Genomic DNA, 25,582 nt, shown 5'->3' on the forward strand with positions numbered 1-25,582 from the left:
TCACGGCTCGGCCCGCGGCCAGGATCCGTTGCGCAGGTGGGTGAGCACGGCCAGCACGCGGTGGTGACCTTCGCCGCCCGCCAAGCCCAGTTTGGTGAAGATGGCGCCGATGTACTTCGCCACCGCGGCCGGGCTGACGCCGAGCTGCGCGGCGATCGCGCCGTTCGCCCGGCCTTCGGCCATCAGGGCCAGCACCTGGCGTTCCCGGGCGGTGAGCCGGTCGAGCGGCCGGTCGCGGCGCAGCAGCCGCCGGACCACCTCCGGGTCGATCACCGTTCCGCCCGCGGCGATGCGCTCGACGGCGTCGACGAACTCCCGGACCTCGCCGACGCGGTCCTTCAGCAGATACCCCAGGCCACCCGTGCGGCCGCGGTCGGCGGACTCCAGCAGCTCGAACGCGTAGGTCGTCGCGACGTACTGCGTCAGCACCAGCACCGCCAGTCCCGGGCGCCGGGACCGCAGCTCCACCGCGGCGCGCAGGCCTTCGTCCGCGAACCCCGGGGGCATCCGGACGTCGGTGACGAGGATGTCCGGCAGCTGGGCGTCGACCGCCGCGGTCAGCGCGGCGGCGTCGCCGACGGCCGCGACCACCTCGTGGCCGAACCCCTCCAGCAGGGCCCGGAGCCCCTCCCGCAGCAAGACCGTGTCTTCGGCGAGGACTACACGCAGTCCCACGGCAGCTCCACCCGCAGTTCCGTCGGCCCGCCCGGCGGGCTGGCCAGCGCGAGCACCCCGCCGACGACCGAGACCCGGTCGGCCAGGCCCTGCAGCCCGGTGCCGCGACGCGGGTCGGCGCCGCCCTCCCCCGGGTCGGCGACGCACAGCACGAGCCGGCCTCCGGTCACCGCGCCGGTGACCGACGCCTGATCGGCTCCGCTGTGCTTGGCGACGTTGGCCAGCGCTTCGCTCACCACGAAGTACGCCACCGCCTCGACCGCCGGCGACGTGCGGTGCGGCAGCTCGATCCGGACGGCGACCGCGAGCGGGCTCCGTTCGGCGAGCTCGGTCACCGCCGCCGTGACACCCCGGTCGGTGAGCACCTGCGGGTGGATGCCGTGGATCAGCTCGCGGATTTCGGCGAGCACGGCGTCGGCTTCGGCGCGCGCCCGCGCCACCAGCCGCGGGCCGGGGCCCTCGGCACCGTCGAGGCCGAGTTCCGCCATGCCCAAGGTCAGGGCCAGGGCGACGAGCCGCTGCTGGGCGCCGTCGTGCAGGTCGCGTTCGATGCGCCGCCGTTCGGCTTCGAACGCGGCAACCAGCCGGGTCCGCGACCGCGTCAGTTCCTCGACGCGGTCGGTGAGGCCGGGGTCCGGGCGGGTCAGCATGATCCGCGCGAAGGCCGCCTGCCCCCGGGCGAACAGGCTGAGCAGGCACGCGGCCACCGGCAGCAGCAGCACCCCGGCCAGCACGGCCACTGGTGCGCTGACCGGGCCGTCGTCGTTGACCAGCGAATCGACGCCGAAGACGAACTCCAGCAACGGCGCCAGCAGGACCACCAGCACGCTCGCCACGACGATGAGCACGACCAGGTTCGCGACCGCGATGACGACGGTGAACGCCACGGCGTACCCGAACTTCCGCCACCGCAGGCCGCCATCCAGCGGGACGCGCGCGCCCGTTCCCCGGTCGAGCAGGTGCAGCCGCCGCCGCTCGACCGCGGCCAGCGGCACCGCCAGCAGCACGCCGGCCGCCACCACGGCGACCGCCCCGGCGCCGTAGGCCACCGGGGTGTCCTGCGCGAGCACCCACTTGGCCGGCGCGAGGATCGGCAACGCGGCCGCCGCGCCGGCCGCGACGTAGCACAGCGATCGCCACGGCCCGCCCCACCCGGGGAGCCGCCGCGGGCGGCCGGTTTCACCCACCGGCCGCCACCAGCTCGCCGGGCGCCGGAAACCGGCGGATGACCGGGCTCAGCGTGGTGCCCAGCGCCACCACCGCCAGCGCGCCGGCGCACACCAGCAGCCCGGTCGCGCCGCCCGCACCGGCCAGCAGGCCGCCGGCCAGCGGGCCCAGCGCGCCCGCGCCGCCGGAACAGAAACCAGCGATGCTGCTCACGCGCCCACGCAGCGTGTCGGGGGTGCTCAGCAGCTGATAGGTCAGCACCGTCGTGTTGGTCAGCGGGACGCCGAACATCGCCCCGCCCAGCAGGACGCCGAGCAGGAGACCGGCCGGCGCCACCGCCATCGCCGCGACCAGCACCGCGGCCAGCCACGAGAACCCCACGAGGATCACCGGGGCGGACAGCAGCGCGGCCAGCCGTCCCGCGCACAGCCCGCCGAGCAGTCCGCCCACGCCCAGGCACGTCATCGTGAGGCCGATCTCGCCCGGCCCCACCCCGTTCGCGCCGGACTCCGCGAGCACGACCACGACCACGGCGCTGAACACCAGGTTGCAGCAGATCATCCAAACCAGGGTCGCCCGGATCGGCCGGTGGCCGAGCACCCAGCGGAAGCCCGCCACGACGCCGCCCCGCCCGCCGCGGCCGTCCACCGCGGCCGGGTCCGCGCTCCGCCGGGGCACGCGCAGGAACACCAGCGCGGCGAAGGAAACGCCGAGCACGACCGCGTCCGCGACGAACGGGCCGGCGTGCCCGAGCGTGAACAGGAGCCCGGCCGCGGCCGGGCCGAGCAGGGTCGCGACGAACGGCCGCGTGGTGTTGCGGGCCACCGCCTGCTCCAGCTGCGCGGCCGGCACCACCTGCGGCAGCGTCGCGTGCTCGGCCGGGTCGAACACCGACCCGAGGAACCCCTCCGCGAGCGCGGCCGCCAGCACCAGCGGGAAGGAGTAGGCGTCCAGCAGGACGGCGACACCCAGCCCGGCCATGACGACGGCCCGCAGGCCCTGGCAGACCACCAGGACCTTCTTGCGGTTCCCCCGGTCCGCGAGCACGCCGGCGGGCACGATGGCCGCCATGTGCGCGATCATCAGCACCGACGACGCCAGCCCGATCTGCCACGGCGTCCCCGCGAAGGCGAGGATCAGCAACGGGAACGCGACCTGGGTCACCTCGCCGGCCAGCTCCGAGAAGAGCTGGCTGCTCCAGAGGATGTTGTAGTCGCGGTTGCGGGACAGCGGGATCACGACGCCGGACCGCCTGCCCGGCGCGCCAGCCGCCCGGTCACCTGGACGCGGTCGACCCGCCCGGCCGGATCCCGCAGGAACCGGCCTTCGTGCGTGGTGCCCGACCGGTCGCGCACCCGGAACCGCAGGCCGGGGTGGCAGGTGAGCGGCCCGGTGCCGACGAGGACGAGGTGGTCCCCGGTCATCGTGAACTCGAACTCCGAGCGCCCGTTGCGGTAGACCCCGGCGCACCCGGGCCAGGCCGCGACCGGCTCCGGCCACGGCGCGGGCCGCCCGAGCGGGATCTCCAGCTCCGCCAGCACGTCGGCCCACAGCGCCGGGCCGGTTCCGGCGTTGGCGGTCAGCGCCACCGCCGCGCCGGTGGCGGGGTCGAAGCGCAGGTGGCACGAGATCCCGTCGCCGGTGCCGTCGTGCCCGAACCAGTCCGCTCCGTCTTCGGCGCGGTAACGCGCCCAGCCGAGCCCCCACCCGTCGGCCATGCCGAACGGGCCGGCTTCCACCGGACCCAGCTGGTCGGCGCACATCGTCGCGACGACGTCGGCCGCGCAGAACCGGACCAGCCCGGCCGCGCTCGAGGTCAGGCCGCCGTCGGGGGCTTCGAGGGCGGGCAGGAACTGCTCGTCGATCGGCACGATCCGCTCCCCCACCGCGTGGCCGCTGACGGTCGCGGCGGTGACCGGGATGCCCAGCGGCCGCAGCAGGATCGCCTCCAGCGCCTCCGCCCAGTCCATTCCGGTCGCTTCCTCCGCCAGCCACCCGGCCAGGACGTAGCCGACGTTGGAGTAGGAGAACACCGTGCCGGGCGGGAACTGCGGGCGCACCCGGAGGCAGTACCGGGCCGCCCACCGGGCGCGCGTACCCGTCTCCGGATCGTCCACTTCGGACTCCAGACCGGCCGTGTGGCTGAGCAGCCGGCGCAGCGTGACGGCTCCGCCGAGGCCGGTCAGGGGTTCGTCCAGGTCGAGATCGCCTTCCTCGGCCAGGATCAGCGTCAGCGCCGCGGTGAACGGCTTCGTGAGCGAGCCGAGCGGGAACGCCGAGCCGGCGGTCATCGCCCGCCCCGATCCGTGCCGCTCCTCCCCCGCCTCGACCGCGACGGTCACGCCGTTCCGGCGCACCGCCAGCTGGGCGCCGGGCACCCGGTGTTTCTCGAGCAGTCTCGCCAGGTCTTCGGCGTCCATCAGTCCTCCGCCACGTGTTCGGCCATCGCCCGCAGTGCTTCGCGGAAGTCCGAGGCGACCCGCGCCACGGTTTCGCGGTGGTGGACGTTTTCCGAGTAGTACCAGGTGAATTCGAGCCGCCCGCCCACGGCGGCACCGACGACCTCCAGCAGGTGCGGGACCCGCTCCCGCGGGCTCTGTTCCTGCCCGAGCGGCTCGCCCCCGGGCCGCGTGCCGACCTGCCCGTGGTAGTTGAACACCACTTCCGGCCCGGGTCGCGCGGGCAGCGCACCGAGGCCGCGCAGGACGCCGTGGCCGAGCCCGTTGCCGGGCACGGCCCGCAGCCGGCGCCGAACGGACTTGACCAGCGCCGCCCAGTCCGGCGCCTCGGCCGGCAGCACCACCGGGTACAGCGTGGTGAACCAGCCGACCGTGCGGGACAGGTCGACGTCGTCGAAGATCTCCTCGCGGCCGTGGCCCTCCAGCTCGATCGCCACCTCGGCGCCGCCGGTCCACCGGCCCAGCGCCCACGCGAGCGCGGCCAGCAGCACGTCGGCGGCCCGGGTGCGGAACACCCCGGGCGCCCGCTGCAGCAGCGCCTCGGTGTCCTGTCCGGACAGCGAGACGGCCAGCGTCCGCGTGGCGGACACCAGGTTCGGCCCGGGCAGGTCCACCGGCAGCGCCGGGACTTCCGGCAGCGAAGCCCAATGCGGGATCTCCTCGTCGAACCCGCCCTCGGCGGCGTGCCGGGCGAGCCGCTCGGCCCACGCCTTGAACGACGTCGTCTTCGCGCCCAGCGCCACCGGTTCGCCCGCCGAGACCTGACGGTGGGCCAGCGCGAGGTCGTCGAGCAGGATCCGCCACGACACCCCGTCGACGACCAGGTGGTGCGCGGTGAGGAACAGCAGCGGCGGGCGGGCCGGGCCGAACTCCACCAGCAGCGCGCGCAGCAGCGGCCCGTGCGCCAGGTCGAACGTCGAATCGGCCTCGACAGCGAGGTCCCGCAGCCGCCGGTCCTGGTCGTCCACGTCGGACAGATCGTGGTGGGCCAGCACGTCGGCCGGGCCGGCGGCGTTCTCCTGGTGCCAGCCGTCGCCGTCGCGGGTGAACCGCATCCGCAGCGCGTCGTGGTGCTCGACCAGGGCCGCCAGGGCCGCCCGCCACGAAGCCACGTCGACCTCGCCGTCGAGTTCCACGGTCATCGACTGGGTCAGGTGGTGCGGTGCCACCGGGTTGCCGTCGAAGAAGTGCCGCTGGATGGCGGTCAGCGGCACCGGCCCGGCCACCGGCGTCTCGGTGGTCGCGGCCGGCGCGTCGGCGCGGACCACCTTCGCCAGCTGCGCGACGGTCTGGTTGAGGAACAGGTCCTTCGACGTCATCCGCAACCCGGCCTGCCGGGTCTTCGCCACCGCCTGGATGCTCAGGATGGAGTCCCCGCCCAGCTCGAAGAAGTTGTCCTCGACCCCGACCCGGGACACCCCGAGCACGGCGCCCCAGACCTCGGCCAGCGCCGCTTCGACGTCGGTGCGGGGTGCCACGTACCCGGCGTCCGGCCCGGTTTCGGCCGCCGGAGCCGGCAGCGCGCCGCGGTCGACCTTCCCGCTCGAGGTGACCGGCAGATCCGGCAGCACGACGAAGGCGGACGGCACCATGTAGTTCGGCAGGGCGTCCCTGGCGAAGTCACGCAGCTCGGCCGCCGAGGGCGGTGTCCCGGCCGGCGTCACGTAGGCGACCAGCCGCGGCGCACCGGACGGTCCTTCCCGGACCACCGCGGCGGCCTGGGCGACCCCGGGGTGCCCGGCCAGCACGACTTCGATCTCCCCGAGCTCGATCCGGAAGCCGCGTACCTTCACCTGGTCGTCGACGCGGCCCAGGTATTCGACGGCGCCGTCCGGGGTCCACCGCGCCAGGTCGCCGGTGCGGTACATCCGCGTCCCCGGCGGCCCGGCCGGATCCGCCACGAACCGCTCGGCCGTCAGCGCGGCCCGGTTCAGGTAGCCCCGGGCGAGCGGGGCCCCGGCGAGGTACAGCTCGCCGGGGACGCCGACGGGCACCGGCCGCAGCAGGCTGTCGAGCACCTGCACCCGGGTGTTCCGCATCGGCCTGCCGATCAGTGGCCGTTCACTGTCCCCCACCCGGCAGTACAGCGTGTCCACGGTGCACTCGGTGGGGCCGTAGAAGTTGTAGCCGGTCGTCTCCGGTGCGGCGCGCAGGTCGCGCCACAGCGGTTCGTTCGCGGCCTCGCCGCCCAGCATCACCACGCGCGGGTTGTGCGTGGCCGAGCCGACCAACCCGGCCGGCACCAGCTGCTCGGCGTAGGACGGCGTGAGGTCGAGCAGGTCGATGCGCTGCACGGCCACGTACGCCACGAGTGCTTCGGGATCCCGGCGGGTGAGGTCGTCGAGCACGTGCAGCTCGTGGCCGTCGACCATCGCGAGCACGCCCTCCAGCGAGGTGTCGAACGAGAACGCCGCCGTGAGCGCCACGCGCCACCGCCCGGCCCCGCTCTCCGGCCGGAAGAAGTCCCGGCTGTGGTCGAAGAACAGGTTCGTCAGGCCGCGGTGGGCCAGCACCACCCCCTTCGGCCTGCCGGTGGACCCCGAGGTGTAGATGACGTAGGCCGGGTGTTCGGGGTGCACCGGCACCCGCGGGTTCCCCTCGGGGCCGTGGCCCGGCAGGTCCTCGCCGAGCACCAGCGCCGGGGCCGCGTCGGCGAACACGAACTCCCGCCGCTCCGGCGGCAGCTCCGGGTCCAGCGGCAGGTAGGCCGCGCCCGCCTTGAGCACGCCGAGCAGCGCGACCACCGTGCCGGCGGTCCGGGCGGAGGGCAGCGCGACCACGTCCTCCGGGCCGATCCCCCGCGCGATCAGGGCGTGGGCGACGCGATTGGCCCGCGCGTTCAGGTCCGCGAAGCTCAGCGATTCCGGCCCGCACACCACGGCCGTCGCGTCCGGGGTGGCCTCGGCCTGCGCTTCGAACAGCGCGGCCAGGGTGGTGTCCGGCACGTCGTGCTCCGGGCCCTGCCAGGTGGCGATCCGGCCGAGTTCGGCTTCGTCCAGGAAGGACAATTCGGCCATCGGCACCCGCGGCCGGGCCGCGATCCCGGCCAGCAGCCGGAGCAGGTGGCCGGCCAGCCGGTCGATCGTGGCGCCGTCGAACAACGCGGTGGAGAAGCCGATCGCGAGCGACAGCTGCCCGGAGCGTTCGAAGAAGTCGAAGCTCAGGTCGTGGCTGACGTCCCCGCTGACGACCGGGATCTCCGTCGTGACCAGCCCGTCCACGGCCACCCCGCCCGACCGGCTGCTCTCGAGCCCCACCATGACCTCGACGAGCGCGTTCCGGCTCGGGTCGCGCTCCGGCCGCAGCGCCTCGACGAGGCGTTCGAACGGCACGTCGTCGTGGGTGAACGCCTCCAGCGCGGTCGCGCGGACCTGCGCGAGAAACTCCTCGAACGGCACCCGTTCGTCCACTGTGGACCGCAGGACGACGGTGTTGACGAAGAACCCGATCAGGCCCTCCAGGTCGGCCCGGTTCCGCCCGGACGTCGCGGTGCCAACCGTGATGTCGCGCTGGCCGGTGTAGCGGGACAGCAGCAGCTGCACGGCGGCGGCCAGCACCATGAAGAGCGTCGCGTCCCCGGTGCGGGCCAGCGTCTTGAGGTCCTCCGCGACCTTCGCGTCCACCTCGAGCAGGCGCAGGTCGCCCGCCGCCTCCCGGACCGCGGGCCGCGGCCGGTCGGTCGGCAGCTCGAGCGGGACGAGCCCGTCGAGCCGTCGTCGCCAGTAGCCCAGGTGCTCGTCGACGTCGAGGTGTTCCCGCTGCCACACCGCGAAGTCCGCGTACTGCACGGGCAGCGGCGGCAGGTCCGCCCGTTCCCCGCGCCGGGCGGCCGCGTAGCAGGTGCCGAGCTCGGTCGCGAGCACGCCCATCGACCAGCCGTCGGTGGCGATGTGGTGCAGCACGAGAACCAGCACGTGCTCGTCTTCGCCCGTGCGGAACAGCACCGGGCGGAACACGCCTTCGTGCAGGTCGAACGGCCGGGCGGCCGCCTGCTCGAGCAGTCCGGGCAGGTCGGCGGCCGTGGTCTCGACCAGCTCGAGGGCCGCGGCGGTGTCCCGGACCAGCTGGACGCCGTGGCCGTCCACGGTGGCGAAGGTCGTCCTCAGCGGTTCGTGCCGTTCGACGAGCCGGTCCAGCGCGGCACGCAGGGCACTGACGTCGAGCGCGCCGGTGAGCCCGAGCGCGAAGACCGTGTTGTATTCGGCGCTGCCGGGGTCGAACTCGCTGAGGAACCACAGCCGCTGCTGGGCGAACGACAGCGGCAGCGGCCCGTCCCGCCGCACCGGCACCAGGTCGGCGCCGGTGCGCGGCAGCGCGGCGACGACCTCCGCGAGCGAGGCCACCGAAGGCGTGTCGAACAGCTGCCGCGGCGACGGCGCGGCGTCCAGTGCGGCGCGGATGCGCGAGATCACCTGGATGCTGAGGATCGAGTCGCCGCCCAGGTCGAAGAAGTTGTCGTGCACCCCCACCCGCTCGGCACCCAGCACCTCCGCCCAGATCCCGGCGAGCGCCGTTTCGAGCGCGTTCCGGGGTGCGACATAGGGTTCTCCGGTGCCGGCCGCGGCGTCCGGGGCCGGCAGCGCGCGCCGGTTCACCGTGCCGGACGGGCTCAGCGGCAGCGCGCCGAGCACCACGAACGCCGCGGGGACGGCGTGCGCGGGCAGGTGTTCCGCGGCGAACGCGCGCAGCTCGCGCGTGTCCGGTGCGGTCCCGGTGGGCACCACGTACCCGACCAGCCGGGCCGGGCCGTCGTCGTCGCGGTGGACCGCGGCCGCGGCCGACGTGACGCCGGGGTGGCGGGCCAGCACCGTCTCGACTTCGCCGAGCTCGACGCGGAAACCCCGGATCTTGACCTGGTCGTCGGCGCGGCCGAGGCATTCGAGGGTGCCGTCCGCGCGCCGGCGCGCCAGGTCGCCGGTGCGGTACAGGCGCCCGCCCGGGACGAACGGGTCCCGCAGGAAGCGTTCGGCGGTCAGCTCGGGGCGGCGCCAGTAACCGCGGGCCACCCCGTCGCCGCCGATGTAGCACTCCCCCACGATCCCGACCGGGACCGGCCGCATCCGCTCGTCGAGGACGTGGACACGGGTGTTGCGGAACGGTGTCCCGACCGGAACGAAAGCGGTGTCACCCATCGGCTCCGCGCCGACCTGGAACACCGTCGAGTCCACTGTGGTCTCGGTGGCGCCGTAGGCGTTGACCAGGACGGTGTCCGGGCCGACCGCGTCGAGCACGGTGCGGGCGTCGGCCGCGGGCCAGCCCTCGGACCCGACCATCAGCACCTTCAGCGTGCCGAGGCGTTCACCACGCCAGGACAGTTCGGCGGCCAGCGCCTTCGCCAGCGACGGCACCGTCACCATCAGCTCGGCCCCGGATTCGCGCAGCAGGTCCAGCAGCGCGGGCGGATCCGCGACGACGCCGGTCGGGCAGACCACCATCGAACCCCCGAACAGCGCCGAGAGCAGGAAGTCGCCGAAGAACAGGTCGACCGAGAGGCTCGACACCGACAGGCAGCGCGGCTTCATCGCGGTGAGGCCGTAGCGGGCGTCCCAGGCGCGCACCATGTGGTGGACGTGGCGGTGCTCGACCATCACGCCCTTCGGCCGGCCGGTCGAGCCCGAGGTGTAGACGACGTAGGCCAGGTCCTCCGGGGTCACCGCGGAGCGCGGCGGGGTGTCCGGTCCGTCCAGCGGTGCGTCGAGGCTCACCACGGCCGCACCGCGGCCCGCGACGCGGTCGAGCAGCCGGTCCTCGGTGACCACGATGGGCACGGCCGCGTCCTCGAGCATCGTGGCCAGCATCCGCGGCGGGTACTCCGGGTCCAGCGGCACGAAGGCGGCACCGGCTTTCAGCACGGCCAGCAGCGCGGCCACGGCACCCACCCCGCGTTCGGCGCAGACGCCGACCAGCACGCCGGGCCCGGCACCGAGCCCGGCCAGGCGGTGGGCGAGCCGGTTGGCCCGCCGGTCGAGCTCACCGAAGCTCAGTTCCTCGTCTCCACGGCGGACCGCCACGGCGTCCGGGGTCCGCCGCGCCCGTGCGGCGAACAGCTCGTGCACGCACTCCGCCGGCGGGTATTCGGCCGCGGTGTCGTTCCAGCCCGACACGAGCTGGTCGCGCTCGGCCCCGGTGAGCAGCTCCAGGTCCCCGAGCGGGGCACGCGGGGTGCGGGCGATCCCGGCGAGCAGCGTCTCCAGGTGCCCGGCCATCCGGTCCACTGTGGACTCGTCGAAGAGCTCGGGGTCGTAGCCGAGCGACAGCTGCAGCTCGTCCGCGGCGTACGCGGACAGCGTGAGCGCGTAGTTCGTGTGCTCGTCCCCGGAGTAGTCGCTGACCTCGAGGCCGTAGCGGGCGGCGGCGTCCTCGTCGTACGGGTAGTTCTCGAACACGACGATGCTGTCGAACAGCGACGTCCCGCGCGGGACGTCGCTGAAGGCCTGGACTTGCGCCAGCGAGAGGTACTCGTACTGGCGGGACTCGACCTGGGCGTCCTGCAGCCGCGCGAGCCACGAAAGCACCGGTTCGGCGCCGTCGACGTCGACCCGGACCGGCACGATGTTGATGAACAGCCCGATGATCGACTCGGCGCCGGGCAGGTCGGCCGGGCGGCCGGACACGGTCGCGCCGAAGCAGACGTCGCGTTCGCCGCTGTACCGCGAGAGCAGCAGCGCCCACGCGCCCTGCAGGAGCGTGTTGACGGTGAGCCGCGCTTCCCTGGCGCACGCGAAGAGCCGCCCCGAGTCCTCCCGCGACAGTGTCAGCCGCACGTCCCGCGACGAGCGCGAGCGGTGCGCCCGCACCGGCGCGTGGTCGAACGGCAGGGGCGTCGGCGCGGTGAAACCGGACATCAGCTCGCGCCAGTGGTCCTGCGCCGCGGTTTTGTCCTGCTCCGCCAGCCAGGCGACGTAGTCGCGGTACGGGCGGCGCACCACCGGCACGTGGGTGCGGTCGCCGGTGAGCAGCGCGTACTGCGTGAAGACGTCGGTCAGGACCGACGCGAAGCTCCAGCCGTCGGCGAGGAGGTGGTGCGCGGTCCAGAACAGCTGCACCCGGGTGTCGGTGAGCCGGACGATCGTCAGGCGCAGCAACGGCGCGACCGCGAGGTCGAGGCGCTCGCCGGACCGCTGCGCCCAGAGCCCGGCCACCGCCTCGGCCTGGTCGGCGCGGCCGCGCCAGTCGTGGTGGGTCACCGGCAGCCGCACGCCCGAGCCGACGACCTGCAGCGGCTCGGCCACGCCCTCCCACACCACGCGCGTGCGCAGCGCCGGCGTGCGGTCGAGGACGCGCTGCCACGCCCGCGCCAGCAGGTCCGGATCGGTGACGCCGTCGAGCACCGCGCCGAAGTGCCCGGCGTAGACGTCCCGGCCGGATCCGGCCAGGGAGTGGAAGAGCATGCCCTGCTGCATCGGGGTCAGCGGGTAGACGTCCTCGACGAGCCGTCCGTTCCCGGCCAGCCGGTCCACGCCCGCCTGGTCGAGGGCCGCGAGCGGGAAGTCCGACGGGGTGGCCCCGCCGGCGTCCGGCCGGGCACAGTGCTCGACGATCTCCGCGAGCGCGGCGATCAGCCCGTCCGCCAGCGCGGCGACCGTCGGCTCGTCGTGGACCGCCGCCGAGTACGCCCAGCGGAACTCCAGCTCGCCACCGGTCACCACGCCGGTGATCTCCATCCGGTGGTCCCGGACCTGGCCGGCGGCGCGCTCGGTGCCCCCGGGATCCGGGGCGTGGCCGTGGTAGAGGTCGCCGTCGATCGAGCCGTCCATCCGGCCGAGGTAGTTGAACGCCACCTCCGGCCGTCGTCCCGCGCGGGGCACCTGCCCGTGGCCGATGCCGTGCCGCGGCACGGCCCGCAGCTGTTCCTTCACCGCCTTGAGCACCTCGCCCCAGCCCCCGGCCGGAACGGTCAGGGCGCACGGGTACATGGTGGTGAACCAGCCGACCGTGCGGGAGAGATCGACGTCGTCGAACAGCTCCTCGCGGCCGTGCCCCTCCAGCTCGACGAGGACGGTGTCCCCGCCCGCCCAGCCGGACAGCACCCGCGCCAGCGCGCTGAGCAGGACGTCGTCGACCCGGGTGCGGTAGACCTCGGGAACCTCGCGCAACAGCGCGCCGGCGCTCATCCGGCGGGTCACGGTGCGCACCGATCCGGCCGTGTTCTCCCCGGCGCGGTCGATCGGCAGCGGGGCGGCCCGCTCCGCGAGCCGGGCCACCCGCGCCCAGTGCTCCCGTTCGTCGTCGAACCCGCCGGCGGCGGCGTGCCCGATCAGACGGACCGCCCAGTCTCGGAACGAGGTCGTCTTCGGCCCGAGGTCGACCCGGTGCCCGCCGCGGGCCTGCCGGTAGGCGGTGTCCAGATCGGCCAGCAGGATCCGCCACGACACGCCGTCGACGACGAGGTGGTGCGCGGCCAGGAACAGCCGGGGCCGCGCGCCGACGGGGACGAACAGCAGCGCGCGCAGGAGCGGGCCGGTGTCGAGCCGGAAATCCCGCTGTGCCCGGGCGATCGCTTCGGCGTCGAAGGCGTCGAAGCGCTGCAGGACCGCCTTCGCTACGGGTGGCGCGTTGTACTGGCGCCAGTGGCCGTCGACGCGTTCCGCGCGCAGCCGCAGCGCGTCGTGGTGGACCACGAGGGCCTGGAGCGCGGTCTCGAGGGCGTCCTCGTCGACGTCGCCGTCCAGCTCCAGGTACATCGACTGGTGGAACACCTCGAGGCTGTCGGTCAGGTGCTCGAAGAACCAGCGCTGGATCGGGGTGAGCGGGACCTCGCCGGTCACCGGCCGCTGGTCGGCCGCCGCCACCGGTGCGGCCGCGGCCCCGGCGGCGAGCTCGGCCACGGTCTGGCGCAGGAACAGCTGCTTCGGCGTCAGGTTCAGGCCGCCGCTGCGCGCCCGCGACACCACCTGCAGGCCGAGGATCGAGTCGCCGCCGAGGTCGAAGAAGTTGTCGTGCACGCCGACCCGGTCGACACCGAGCAGCTCCGACCACACCTCGGCGAGGACCTTCTCCTCCGGCGTCCGGGGCTCGACGTAGCCGTCGCTCTCGCGCACGCCGTCCGGCTCGGGCAGGGCCTTCCGGTCGATCTTGCCGTTCACCGTCACCGGCAGCGCCGCCAGTGCCGCGAAGGCGGTGGGCACCATGTGCTCGGGCAGCCGCTCGCGCAGGAAACCGCGCAGCGCGGCCGACTCCGCGTCGCCGACGAAGTAGCCGACGAGCCGGCGTGTGCCCTGGGCGTCGGTCTTGACCGCCGCGGCGGCCTGCGCCACCCCCGGGTGGCGGGCGAGCACGGCCTCGACCTCGCCGAGCTCGATGCGGAACCCGCGCAGCTTGACCTGGTCGTCGGCGCGGCCGGCGAACTCCAGCCGTCCGTCGGCCAGCCAGCGGGCCCGGTCGCCGGTGCGGTACATGCGCGATCCCGGCGGGCCGAAGGGATCGGCCACGAACCGGTGCGCGGTCAGCGCGTGCTGGTTGAGGTAGCCGCGGGCGAGCCGGGTGCCGGCGAGGTACAGCTCGCCGGGCACGCCGACCGGGGCGGGCCGCAGCCGGTCGTCGAGGACGTAGGTGCGGACGCTCGGGATGGGCCGTCCGATCGGGACGACGCCGGTGGCGGCGTCCGAGGGGAGCAGCGGGTCGCTGAGGGTGGCGCAGACGGTCGACTCGGTCGGGCCGTAGCCGTTGATCATCCGCCGCCCCGGCGACCAGGCCTCCGCGAGCCCGGGCGGGCAGGCTTCCCCGCAGACCACCAGGGTGGTCCCGGCCGGGATGGCGTGCCGCGGCAACGCCGCCACCGCGGTGGGCGGCAGGTTGAGGTGGGTGAGGCGGTGGCGGGCGATGAGCTCGACGAGCGGTTCGCCGGGCAGCCGTTCCTCGGCGGTGGCGAGCACGAGCGTGCCACCGGAGAACAACGCCAGCGCGAACTCCCAGAAGGCGCCGTCGAAGCTCAGGGAGGCGAACTGCAGCACCCGGGCGCCCGGCCCGGCGTCCAGCACCCGCCGCTGGGTGAGCACCATGTCGTGGAAGCCCGCGTGCGTGACGACCACGGCTTTGGGCCGGCCGGTCGAGCCCGAGGTGTAGATGACGTAGGCGGCGTTCCCGGGCCGGACCTCGACGACGGGCGGCGTCGCGGGGAACGCGCCGAGATCGACGGTGCCGAGGTCGACGGCCGGGGTGCCGGGGACTTCGCGGCCGCCGGTGGTCAGCGCGAGCACCGGCCGGGCGTCCTCGGCCATCGTCCGGAGGCGGTCGGCGGGGTAGTCCGGGTCCAGCGGCAGGTAGGCGGCACCGGCCTTCAGCACGGCGAGCACCGCGACGACCAGCTCGACCGACCGCGGCAGCGCGAGGGCGACGAACTGCTCGGGCCCGGCGCCGTGCCGGGCCAGCAGCGCGGCCAGCCGGTTCGACCGTGCGTCCAGTTCGGCGTAGGTGAGCGTGGTGTCGCCGAAGAGCACGGCGGTCGCGTCGGGGGTCGCGGCGACCTGCTCGGCGAACAGGTCCGGAGCGGTCCGGGGTGCGGGGCCGGCGCCGTCGCCCGGCCACCCGGTCGTGAGCAGGTCGTGGTCACCGGCGGCGAGCAGCGGGAGCTCGGCGACGCGGTCGCCCGGGCGCTCGGCGATCGCCGCCAGCAGCGTCCCCAGCTGCGCGGCCACGCGCCCGGCCGTGGCCGCGGTGAACAGGCTGGTGTTGTACCGCAGGTGCGCGACCAGCCGTCCACCGGTTTCGACGAAGTCGAACGCCAGGTCCATGCCGGACACGACGACCGGCGGCACGACCTCTTCCGCCGTGACGCCGGGCAGGCGGAGCTCGGCCGGCGGGGTGTTCTGCAGGTTCACGACCACGTCCACCAGCGGCGGCCGGCTCGGGTCGCGGTCCGGGCGGAGCAAGTCCACCAGCCGCTGGAACGGCACTTCTTCGTTGGCGGTGGCACCGAGCACGGTGTCGCGCACGCGGTCGAGGAACGCGGTGAAGGTCCGGGTTTCCTCCACTGTGGACCGCAGCACCAGGGTGTTGACGAAGCACCCGGCCAGGTTCTCCCACTCCTCCCGGGTGCGTCCGGAGGTGGCCGTGCCGACCGCGATGTCCGGCTGTCCCGCGTACCGGGCCAGCAGGATCTTCACCGCCGCGACCAGGGTCATGAACAGCGTGGCGCCGCGGGCGCCACCGACGGCCTTCAGCCGGGACACCAGGCGGGCGGGCACCTCGAACGTGCGGACCGCGCCGGCGGGGTCGCGCACGGCCGGGCGCGGCAGGTCCGCCGGGAGCTCCAGCGGGGCGAGCCCGGCCAGCCGGTCGCGCCAGTACAGCAGCTGGTCGTCGAGCTCGCGATCCCGCTGCCAGCGGGCGAAGTCGACGTAACGCAACGGCAGCGGATCGAGCCGCCCGCCGGTGTAGAGGGTGTTCAGCTCCTCGACCAGCAGGCCCATCGACCAGCCGTCGGTGACGATGTGGTGCATGGCCAGCACCAGGACGTGCTCGCGGGGACCGGCCCGCAGCAGCCGGGCCCGGAAGACCGGGCCGCGGCTCAGGTCGAACGGCCGCCGGACCTCGGCCAGCAACTCGGCGTCCACGTCGGTCACGTCGGTCACCGGGACGTCCACTTCGGACACCGGGTGCACGGTCTGGGTGCCCCGGCCGTCCACCGAGCCGAACGTCGTCCGCAGCGAAGCGTGCCGCGCGACCAGCTCGCCGACCGCCTGCCGCAGCCGCGCCACGTCGAGGTCGCCGGTGAGCCGCAGGATCCGCGGGACCACGTACTCGATGCTGCCGGGGTCCACCTCGTAGGCGAACCACAGCCGCTGCTGCGCCGGCGACAGCGGCAGCGGGCCGTCGCCGGGGACGGCCTCGATCCGGTCCGCTCCCCCGGCTTCCGGCGCTTCGCCGGCGAGCCGCCGCAGCAGCAGCTCCCGCTGGTCCGCCGGCAGCGCGGCGATCCGGTCGTCGATGCTCATCGGGCGTCCCCCAGAGTGGCCAGAATGCGGTCCTGCACGGTTTCGGCGAGCTCGCCGATGGTCGGGGCGTCGAACAGGTCGCGCGGCGAGACCTCCACGCCGAACGCCCGCCGCACCCGCGACACCAGCCGCAGCGCGGTGATCGAATCGCCGCCGAGGGCGAAGAAGCTTTCGTGCACCCCGACTTCCTCCAGCGTCAGCAGCTCGCTCCAGATCCGGCCGAGCGCCTGTTCGGTCGGGTTCCGCGGCACCACCCGCTCGGCGCCGCCGGGCCGCAGGTCCGGTTCGGGCAGCGCCCGGCGATCGACCTTGCCGTTGCGGGTCAGCGGCAGGCGGTCGAGCCGGACGAACACCGCCGGGACCAGGTAGTCCGGCAGCTCCCCGGTCAGGTCCGGGACCTCCCCGATGACGTAGGCCGCGAGGTACTTCCGGCCGCCGTCGGACCGGGCGACGACCACCGCGTCGGTCACCCCCGGCCGGGCCCGCAGGGCGGCCTCCACTTCCCCGGGTTCGACCCGGAACCCGCGGATCTTGAGCTGGTCGTCGGTGCGGCCGAGGAACTCCAGCTCCCCGTCGCCGGACCAGCGCACGACGTCGCCGGTCCGGTACAGGCGGCCGCCCGCGCCGAACGGGTCGGCGACGAACCGCTCGGCGGTCAACGCCGCCCGGCCGAGGTAGCCCCTGGCCAGCGCTTCGCCGCCGACGTACAGCTCACCCGGCACGCCCGGCGGCACCGGCCGCAGGCGCGGGTCGAGCGCGTAGGCCCGGATGTTGTCCATCGGCCTGCCGATCGGCACCGGGCCCGGCCGGCGGGTCGGGCGGCAGGTGACCAGCGTGGTGTTCTCGGTGGGCCCGTAGGCGTTGACCACCGTCGTGCCGGGGCAGTGCGCCAGCACCGCCGCGACGGCCGCCGCGGACACGACGTCTCCCCCGGTCCACACCTCGCGCAGGCCCTTGAAGCAGTCCGGTGCCTCGTCCGCGAACAGGGCGAACAGGGCCGCCGTCACGAACACCGTCGTCAGGTCGTGCCCGGCCACCACCCGCCGGACCAGCTCGGCGTCCACATCGGACGGTGCGACCACCAGCGTGCCGCCGGTCAGCAACGGCACCCACAGTTCCAGGGTCGCCGCGTCGAAAGCCTGCGGGGAGTGGAACAGCATCCGCTGGGGACCGCCGGAGCGCCATTGCCGGTCCGCCGCCAGGCTGACGATGCCGCGGTGGCTGACGGCCACGCTCTTCGGCTCGCCGGTCGAGCCGGAGGTGAACATCACGTACGCCAGCCGGTCGGGTCCCGCGACCTCCGGGACGTCCGCGGCCACCGACGGGTGGGCGACGACGACCGGCAGGCCGACGGTTCCGGCCTGGGCGGCCAGTTCGGGATCGGTCAGCACCGCGACGGCTTCGACCGCGGCCACGGCGTGCTTCAGCCGGTCGGCAGGCTGGCCCGGGTGCAGCGGGACGTAGACCCCACCGGCCTTGAGCACGGCGAGCGTCCCGATCACCGCGTCCGCCGACCGGCCCAGCAGCAGGGCCACCCGGGACTCCGCGCCGACACCGTGGCCGGCCAGGACGCGGGCGAGGCCGTTCGCGCGGGCGTTCAGCTCGGCGTAGGTCAGGGTTTCCGCCTCCGAGACGACCGCGACCGCGTCCGGAGTCCGGGCGACCTGTTCGGCGAAGAGCTGCGGAACGGTCAGCCCGGCGGGGAACTCCGCCGCGGTGTCGTTCCACTCGGCCACCACCCGCCGCCGCTCGTCCTCGTCCGCCAGCGGGATCTCCGCGACCAGGCGCCGCGGGTCCGCGGCGATCCCGGCGAGCAGCGTCGTGAGGTTCCGCAGGAGACGGCGGACCGTGCCGTCGTCGAACAGCGCGGGGTCGTGGCGGAGCACGAACCTCAGCCGCTCGCCCGGGTAGGCGACCAGGTTGAGCGGATAGCCGTTGAGCTCGCGGGCCCCGACTTCGAGCAGGCGCAGCCCGTGCGCGGCCGCGGCGCCGGCGTCGATCGGGTAGTTCTCGAAGACCACCACGCTGTCGAACAACCTCGCCTCGGGCGGCAGCTCGCTCCACTCGTGCACCTGCCCCGCCGACACCGCCTCGAACTCGCGGGCCCGCGCCTGCGCGTCCTGCAGCCCGGCGAGCCACGAAACGACCGGCTCGGCCGCGGGCACGCCGGTCCGCACCGGCAGGGTGTTGATGAGCAGGCCCGCGATCGACGCCGAGTCGGCCAGCTCGGGCGGGCGGCCCGAAACCGTCGCCCCGAAGCAGACGTCGTCCTCGCCGGTGTACCGGGACAGCAGCAGCGCCCACGCGCCCTGGACCACGGTGTTCATCGTGAGCTGGTGGTCCCTCGCGAACCCGGTGAGCCGCGCGGACAGGTCCGCGGGCAGGACCAGTTCGGCTTCGTCGGACGCCCCTGGCCGGTAGCCGTGCGCCGGAGCGCGGTCGAACGGCAGCCGGGTGGGCGCGGTCAGGCCCGCCAGCGCGTCGCGCCAGTACAGTTCCGCGGCGGTCCGGTCCTGGCCGAGCGTCCACGCCACGTAGTCGCCGAACGGGCGGCGCGGTGCCGGGCGCGGGGCGTCGGCGCCCCGGAGCGCGGAGTAGTGCGCGAAGACGTCCGCGAGCAGCTGGTGCGTGCTCCAGCCGTCGACCATCAGGTGGTGCATCGTCCAGACCGCCCGGACCGTGCGCTCGCCGACGCGCAGGACCGTCAGCCTGCCGACCGGGCACGCCGCGAGGTCGAGCCCCGCCTGCCAGTCCGCTTCGAGCAGCTCGGCGAGCCGCCGGTCCCGCTCGGCGGCGGGGAGCGCGCGCCAGTCGTGGCGGGTGATCGGCAGCCGTGCGTGGCGGTGCACGAGCTGCACCGGGTCGTCGAGCCCCTCCCACACGACCGACGTCCGCAGGACCGGCGTGGCGTCCACGACCCGCTGCCAGGCGGCACACAGCGCGTCCGCGTCGGCGACGTCGTCCAGCAGCACGGAGAACTGCCCGAGGTACATCCCGGCGTCCGGGGTCAGCAGCGAGTCGTAGAGCATCCCGCGCTGCGTCCCGGTGAGCGGGTAGACGTCTTCGATCCCGCTCCCGTCGCCGACCAGCCGGTCGACGGCCTGCTGGTCCAGCCGGGCGAGCGGGAAGTCCGACGGGGTGCGGCCCCCGGCCCCGGCACAGTGCCGGACCAGCTCCGCCAGGTTCGCCGCGAACTCGGCGGCGAGCCGCTCGACGGTGCTGTCGTGGTGCCGTCCGGCCGAGGAGAACCAGGAGAACTCGAGCCTGCCGCCGGTGACCGAGCCGACCACCTCGAGCGCGTGCACCCGGGTGGCGGCCGGGTCTTCGTGCAGCTCGATCCCGGACACGCGCTCGAAGATCCCGCCGTCCCCGCCGCCGCTGCCGAACTGGCCGAGGTAGTTGAAGCCGATCTCCGGCCGCGCGTCCCCGATCGCCGCCTCCGGGCGCAGGTAGCGCAGGGCACCGTGGGACAGGCCGCGATGCGGGATCGCGCGCAGCTGCTCCTTGACCGCCTTCAGCAGCCCGCCCCAGTCGCCCTGCGCACCGGTGTCGAGCAGCACCGGGAAGTACGTGGTGAACCAGCCGACCGTGCGGGACAGGTCGACGTCGTCGAACAGCTCCTCGCGGCCGTGCCCTTCCAGGCCCAGCAGCACCTCGTCCCGCCCGGTCCACCCGGCCAGCACCGGGGCCAGCGCGGTCAGGAGCACGTCGTTGATTTCCGTGGCGTAGCTGTCGGGGACGTCCCGCAGCAGCGCGGCGGTCGTCGCGGCGTCGAGCCGGACCCGGTGCCGGCGCGTGGAGCCGACGTCGTTGGCGCCGGTGCCGTCGGCGGGCAGTGCGGCGGCCCCGGTCTCCGCGGCCCGCCAGAAGGCCTGGTCCTCGTCGAAGCCACCGGCCTCGGTGAACTCGGTCAGGCGCCGGGACCAGTCGCGGAACGAGGTCGTCTTCGGCCCGAGGTCGACCGCACGGCCGTCGCGGGCGGCGGCGTACCCCCGCTGGAGGTCCTCCAGCAGGATGCGCCAGGAAATGCCGTCCACCACCAGGTGATGCGCGGTGAGCAGGAGGCGGTCGGTGCGGTGCGCCCCGGTCCGCAGCAGCACCGCGCGCAGCAGCGGCGGGGTCCGCGGATCCACCGCCCGGTGGGCCCGCGCGGTTTCCGCCTCGATCGCGGCGGCCAGGGCGTCGTCCTCCACTGTGGACAGATCGGCGAGGTGCAGCACCGGTCCCGGTACGGCGGAGGCGTTCTCCTGCGACCACTTCCCACCGGTTTCGCGGAAGCGCATCCGCAGCGCGTCGTGGTGGTCGAACAGCGCCGCAAGTGCCGTCCGCAGTGCTTCTTCGTCCGGTGTACCGGCCAGTTCGGCGGTGACGTACTGGTGGAACACCCGGGGGTGGGTGAACCGGTCGAACAGGAAGTGCTGGATCGGGGTCAGCGGCACCGCGCCTTCGACGCGCTGCGCGGCCGGCTCCGCGACCGGGGCGGCCACCACGTGCGGGGCCAGCGACGCGACCGTCTGACGGCGGAACAGGTCCTTCGAGGTGAACCGCAGCCCCGCCCGGTGGGCCTTGGCCACCACCTGGATGGCCAGGATGGAATCCCCGCCCAGCGCGAAGAAGTTGTCGTCGGCCCCGACGCGGTCCACGGAGAACGCCGCGGCGAAGATCCCGGCGAGCGCCTCCTCGACCGGCCCGGCCGGAGCGCGGTAGCCGGTCTTCGCCGCGGGCCGCCCGGGCGCCGGGAGGGCGCGGCGGTCCACTTTCCCGTTGGCCGTCACCGGGAACGCGTCGAGCACGCTGATCACCGCGGGCACCAGGTAGGACGGCAGCGACTCGGCGAGGAAGGCGCGCAGGCCCGCGTCGTCGAGGGTGGTGCCCGGCGCCGCGACGACGTACCCGAGCAGCCGCTTGTGGCCCGGTGCTTCGTCCGCGGCGAGCACCACGGCCTCGGCCACGTCCGGGTGGGCCGCCAAGGCGGCTTCCACCTCCCCCGGCTCCACCCGGTGGCCGCGGATCTTGACCTGGTCGTCGACCCGGCCGAGGAACTCCAGCTCGCCGTCCGGCCGGCGGCGGACCAGGTCGCCGGTCCGGTACAGCCGCGCGGCACCGTCGGCGGCGAACGGGTCGGGGACGAACCGCTCGGCGGTCAGCTCGGGACGCCCGGCGTACCCCCGGGCGACCCCGGCCCCGCCGACGTACAGCTCGCCGGGGATCCCGACCGGGACCGGGGTGCGGTGTTCGTCGAGCACGTGGGCGGTGGTGTTGGCGATCGGCCCGCCGATGGACGGCGGTGCGTCGCCTTCGGGCGCCACCTCGCCGAAGGTCGCGACGACCGTGGTCTCCGAGGGGCCGTACTGGTTGATCAGCCGCAGTCCCCACTCCGGGCGCGGACGGCGGCGCAGCACGTCGCCGCCGACGCTCACCGCCCGCAGCGCGGTCGGCACCACGTCGAGCTGGTCGAACAGCGACTCCGCCCGCGCCGCGGGCACCATCGCCAGTGTCACGCGCAGCTCGGCCAGCCAGCGCACCAGGTCGTGCGGGTGGTCCAGGGTCTCGGCGGCCGGGATCGCCAGCGAGGCACCGGCGGTGAGGTGGCCCCACACCTCCTCGCCGACCGGGTCGAACCCGACCGCGATCAGCTGGGAGCCCCGGTCGGCCGGGGTGACCCGGTACTGCTCGCGGTACCAGGCGCAGAGGTTGGCCAGCGAGCGGTGCTCGACCTCGACGCCCTTCGGCTGCCCGGACGAGCCCGACGTGTGGACGAGGTAGGCCAGGTCGCCGGGGCGGACCCGCACGCCGGGATCGGTCGCGGGCCGCCGCCGGATCTCCGGCCAGGTCTCCTCCAGCGCCACCACCGCCGCGGCCGGCCGTCCGGCCGCCTCGGTGCGCCGGGCCAGGACGAGCGGCGCGCCGGCGTCGGCGACGAGGTGCGCCCGCCGCGCGGGCGGGCTCGCCGGGTCGACGATCAGGTAGGCACCGCCGGCCTTGAGCACCGCGAGCATCGCGGTCACCAGGTCGGCACCGCGGTCGAAGCACAGCGCGACCACGGTGCCGGGCCGGGTCCCCCGCTCGACGAGGTAGTGCGCGAGCCGGTTGGCCCGCGCGTCCAGTTCGCCGAAGGTCAGCTCGCCGTCGGCCCCGGCGAGCGCGACGGACTCCGGCGTGCGCCGCGCCCAGTCCGCGACGAGCTCGTGCACGCCGCGGTCGAGCGGGTAGGGGCGCGCGGTGTCGTTGCAGGTCACCAGCAGCCAGTCGCGCTCGGCGCCGGTGAGCAGCGGGAGTGCGGCGACCGGCCGGGCGGGATCGGCGAGGATGCCGCCGAGCAGCACCTGGAGGTGACCGGCCATCCGGTCGACGGTCGCCGCGTCGAACAGGTCGGTGTTGTACTGGATCAGCCCGTCGATCCCGGTCGCGGTTTCGGTGAACTCGACGGTGATGTCGAAGATGGCGCCGACGTCGGGCAGGTCGAGCCGGGCCGTGCTCACCCCGGCGAGCTCCAGCGGTTTCGCCAGCCCGCTCTGCAGCACCACCAGGGCCTGCACCAGCGGCGTCCGGCTCGGGTCGCGCTCGTCGCACAGCTCGTGGACCAGCCGTTCGAAGGGGACGCGCTGGTGGGTGAACGCGCCGAGGACCGTTTCCCGGACCTGGGCGAGGAAGTCCGTGAACGGCAGCTCACCATCCACAGTGGACCGCAGGACCAGGGTGTTGATGAAGCAGCCGATGAGCCGTTCCAGCTCGGGCCGCTCACGGCCGGACACCGCGGTCCCGACCGCGACGTCGCGCTGGCCGGAGTAGCGGGCGAAGAGCACCTGGCAGGCGGCGACCAGCGTCATGAACACGGTGACGCCGTGGCGCGAGCAGAACTCGCCGAGCTGCGTGACGACCTCGGCCGGGAGGCTGAACCGGCGCACGCTGCCCGCCGTCGTGCGCACCGCGGGCCGGGGCCGGTCGGTGGGGAGCTGCAACGGGGCCAGCCCGGCCAGGCGGTCCCGCCAGTAGGCGAGGTCCGGCTCGAGGGCCGCGTCGGTCAGCCTGCCGACCTGCCAAGCGGCGAAGTCGGCGTACTGCAGCGGCAGCGGCTCGAGCCCGCCGTCCGCGCCGGTGCGTGCGAGCTCGTAGAGCGCCCCGAGCTCTTCGGTGAGCAGGCCCATCGACCAGCCGTCCACGGCGATGTGGTGCAGGCCGACGACCAGCGCGTACTCGTCCTCCGCGACCCGCACGAGCAGGAACCGCAGCACCGGGCCGCGCTCGAGGTCGAACGGGGTGGCGACCTCGGCCCGCAGCACCCGGTCCAGCTCGCCGTCGCCGCCGGCCCGGAGGTCCACGACGGACAGCGGAACCGGCGTCGCCCCGGCGGGGTGGACGACCTGCACCGGCTGGTCGTCCACGACGCCGATCGTGCTGCGCAGCGATTCGTGCCGGGCGATCAGCCGTCCGCACGCGGTGCGCAGCGCCTCGGCGTCCACCTGCCCGGTCAGCCGGAACCCGAAGTGGACGTTGTACTCGACCGAGGACCGGTCGAACTCGTGGAAGAACCAGAACCGCTGCTGCGGGAAGGACAACGGCAGCTCGCCGTCGCGGGGCACCACCGGGATCGCGGCCGCGGCGCCGTCGCCGGCCGGGCCGGCCGCGGCGGCCAGCCCGGCCACGGTCCGGGCGTCGAACAGCACCCGGATCGGCAGGTCGGCACCGAGGGCGGCGCGCAGCCGCGGCACCACGCGGAAGGCGAGCAGCGAGTTCCCGCCCAGCTCGAAGAAGTCGCCGTGCACGTCGGCGACCTCGACGCCGAGGACCTCCGAGAAAATGCCCGCGATGGTCTCTTCCGTCGCGGTGCGCGGCGCGGTGCCGGCGGTGGTGACCGGGGGCCGTCCGGGCGCGGGCAGCGCGGCGCGGTCGAGCTTGCCGCTGGGCGCGAGAGGCAGTTCGGCCAGCGTGACGAACGCGGCGGGGACCATGTGCTCCGGCAGGCGGGCGGCCAGGAAGCCGCGCAGCTGCGCGGGATCCGGCTCCGCCCCGGCGGGGACCACGTACGCCACCAGCTGCCGCTCTTCGGCGATGTCCCCGTGGGCGGCGACGGCGGCGTGCCCGACGGACGGGTGCCCGGCGAGGACGGCCTCGACCTCCCCCGGTTCGACGCGGTGGCCGCGGATCTTCACCTGGTCGTCGGCGCGGCCGAGGTAGTGCAGGCGCCCGGCGCCGTCCCAGCGGACGACGTCACCGGTGCGGTACATGCGTTCGCCGCGCCCCTGGAAGGGATCGGCGACGAACCGTTCCGCCGTCAGCGCGGCCCGGTCGTGGTACCCGCGGGCGAGTCCCGCGCCCGCCACGTAGAGCTCGCCCGGCTCGCCCACCGCCACCGGGCGCAACCGCTCGTCCAGCACGTACGAGCGGGCGTCCGCCATCGACCCGCCGATGGAGACCGGGCCGGGGGCCAGTGCCTCGCCCGGCGCCACGCGGAAGGCCGTGCACCCGACCGTCGCCTCGGTCGGGCCGTATTCGTTCACCACGGTCGCGCCCGGATGGCGCGCGCGCCATCGCTGCAGCAGCTCACCCGGCAGCGCCTCGCCGCCGAGCACGAGGTCCGCCGTCGGGGAGAACTCCTCCGGCAGCGCGAGCAGCATCGGCAGGTGGCTCGGCGTGGCCTTGACGAACGTCGGGCGGCGCAGGGGCCGCGGGCCGTCGTCGTCCAGATCGCCGACGAGAACGCAGCCGCCCACCGAGAGCGGGCCCCAGACCGTCGTGACCGTCAGGTCGAACGCCACGGAACCGTGCAGCAGCGCGGTTCCGGCCAGTCCCGGGTAGTCCCGCTCGCAGCACGCGAGGTAGCTCGCCAGCTGACGGTGCTCGATCTGGACGCCCTTGGGCCGTCCCGTCGAGCCCGACGTGTAGATCACGTAGGCCAGCTGTTCCGGGTGCACCACGGCCGCGATCGGCGTGGCGGGCTCCTCCCGCGCGGTTTCCAGCAGCACCAGCGAATCCGGCGGGACCGGCAGGTTCCCCGCCAGGGCCGACTGGGTCAGGACGGTCGTGACCCCGGCGTCGGCCAGCATGAACCCCAGGCGGCCGGCGGGCAGCGACGGGTCCAGCGGCAGGTAGGCCCCGCCCGCCTTCAGCACCGCCAGCATCCCGGTGACCAGGTCGATCCCGCGTTCGGCGCAGATGCCGACCAGCACGTCCGGCCCGGTCCCGCGCCCGGCGAGGTGGCCGGCGAGCCGGTTCGCGCGGGCGTCGAGCTCCGCGTACCCGATCGTGCCGTCCGCGGACACCACCGCCGGCGCGTCCGGGGTGCGGCGCACCTGCTCGCCGAACGATTCCAGCAGAAACCTGAGATTCACGCCGTCCCCCAGC

The 25,582-nt window shown here is 74.7% G+C and carries 6 protein-coding genes; all 6 read right to left on the reverse strand.

Going from position 1 to position 25,582, the window contains the following annotated elements:
- The 6 genes from IE317_RS03270 to IE317_RS03295 are packed head-to-tail and all read right to left on the reverse strand — an operon-like array spanning window position 1 to window position 25,569.
- Window positions 1-669 carry a response regulator transcription factor gene (locus tag IE317_RS03270; protein WP_229902474.1) on the reverse strand — a complete coding sequence of 223 codons (669 nt, stop codon included), beginning with the start codon at window positions 667-669 and terminating at the stop codon, window positions 1-3.
- The gene (locus IE317_RS03275) at window positions 660-1,862 is read right to left on the reverse strand and encodes a sensor histidine kinase (protein WP_191306522.1); all 1,203 of its coding nucleotides are present in this window, start codon (window positions 1,860-1,862) and stop codon (window positions 660-662) included. The genes IE317_RS03270 and IE317_RS03275 overlap by 10 nt, the downstream gene beginning before the upstream one ends.
- Complete coding sequence (locus tag IE317_RS03280; protein WP_191306523.1) at window positions 1,855-3,081, reverse strand: MFS transporter; 1,227 nt, start codon at window positions 3,079-3,081, stop codon at window positions 1,855-1,857. Before IE317_RS03280 ends, IE317_RS03275 begins: the two co-directional genes overlap by 8 nt.
- A complete protein-coding gene (locus IE317_RS03285) occupies window positions 3,078-4,262 on the reverse strand; it encodes a serine hydrolase domain-containing protein (RefSeq protein WP_191306524.1) in 1,185 nt (394 codons plus the stop codon). The genes IE317_RS03280 and IE317_RS03285 overlap by 4 nt, the downstream gene beginning before the upstream one ends.
- Window positions 4,262-16,237: a non-ribosomal peptide synthetase gene (locus tag IE317_RS03290; protein ID WP_191306525.1), complete on the reverse strand. Its 11,976-nt coding sequence runs from the start codon at window positions 16,235-16,237 to the stop codon at window positions 4,262-4,264. The genes IE317_RS03285 and IE317_RS03290 overlap by 1 nt, the downstream gene beginning before the upstream one ends.
- The gene (locus IE317_RS03295; RefSeq protein WP_191306526.1) at window positions 16,234-25,569 is read right to left on the reverse strand and encodes a non-ribosomal peptide synthetase; all 9,336 of its coding nucleotides are present in this window, start codon (window positions 25,567-25,569) and stop codon (window positions 16,234-16,236) included. Before IE317_RS03295 ends, IE317_RS03290 begins: the two co-directional genes overlap by 4 nt.
- Between the last annotated feature and the right edge of the window lie 13 nt (window positions 25,570-25,582).

It is taken from the genome of Amycolatopsis bullii (assembly GCF_014654205.1).
Lineage (GTDB): Bacteria > Actinomycetota > Actinomycetes > Mycobacteriales > Pseudonocardiaceae > Amycolatopsis > Amycolatopsis plumensis.

What these genes read in the sequence shown, in the direction of transcription:
- IE317_RS03285 (WP_191306524.1), bottom strand. Translation starts at nt 4,262, where the DNA reads ATGGACGCCGAAGACCTGGCGAGACTGCTCGAGAAACACCGGGTGCCC.
- IE317_RS03290 (WP_191306525.1), bottom strand. Translation starts at nt 16,237, where the DNA reads ATGAGCATCGACGACCGGATCGCCGCGCTGCCGGCGGACCAGCGGGAG.